This is a genomic window from Polaribacter sargassicola (assembly GCF_021991835.1).
Lineage (GTDB): Bacteria > Bacteroidota > Bacteroidia > Flavobacteriales > Flavobacteriaceae > Polaribacter > Polaribacter sargassicola.
The window spans coordinates 1-288 of record NZ_JAHDAU010000202.1 but is presented as its reverse complement, the minus strand read 5'-3'; the positions used below and the strand labels follow the sequence as shown (position 1 = coordinate 288).

Genomic DNA, 288 nt, shown 5'->3' with positions numbered 1-288 from the left:
GTCGGCGGAGAGACCTGGGTCGTCGATCTCTCCGACACGACAGCCCTCGACTCCCTCGAGCTGCAGGCCGACATCCTCGTGAACAACGCCGGCATCCAGCGGGTGAGCCCGATCGCCGAGTTCGATCCTGATGCCTTCCGGCTGATCCAGCGGATCATGCTCGAAGCACCGTTCCTGCTGATCCGCGCCGTGCTGCCGGGCATGTACGAGCGCGGCTGGGGCCGGATCATCAACATCTCCAGCGTGCACGGGCTGCGCGCCAGCGCGTTCAAGTCGGCGTACGTCGCA

General features: G+C 66.3%; 1 protein-coding gene. It reads left to right on the top strand.

Features of this window, described 5'->3' with window-relative positions; all coding sequences use genetic code 11:
* Positions 1-288 (top strand): SDR family NAD(P)-dependent oxidoreductase (locus KI686_RS17665; RefSeq protein WP_237590400.1); only part of this gene is annotated, 288 nt, incomplete at both ends.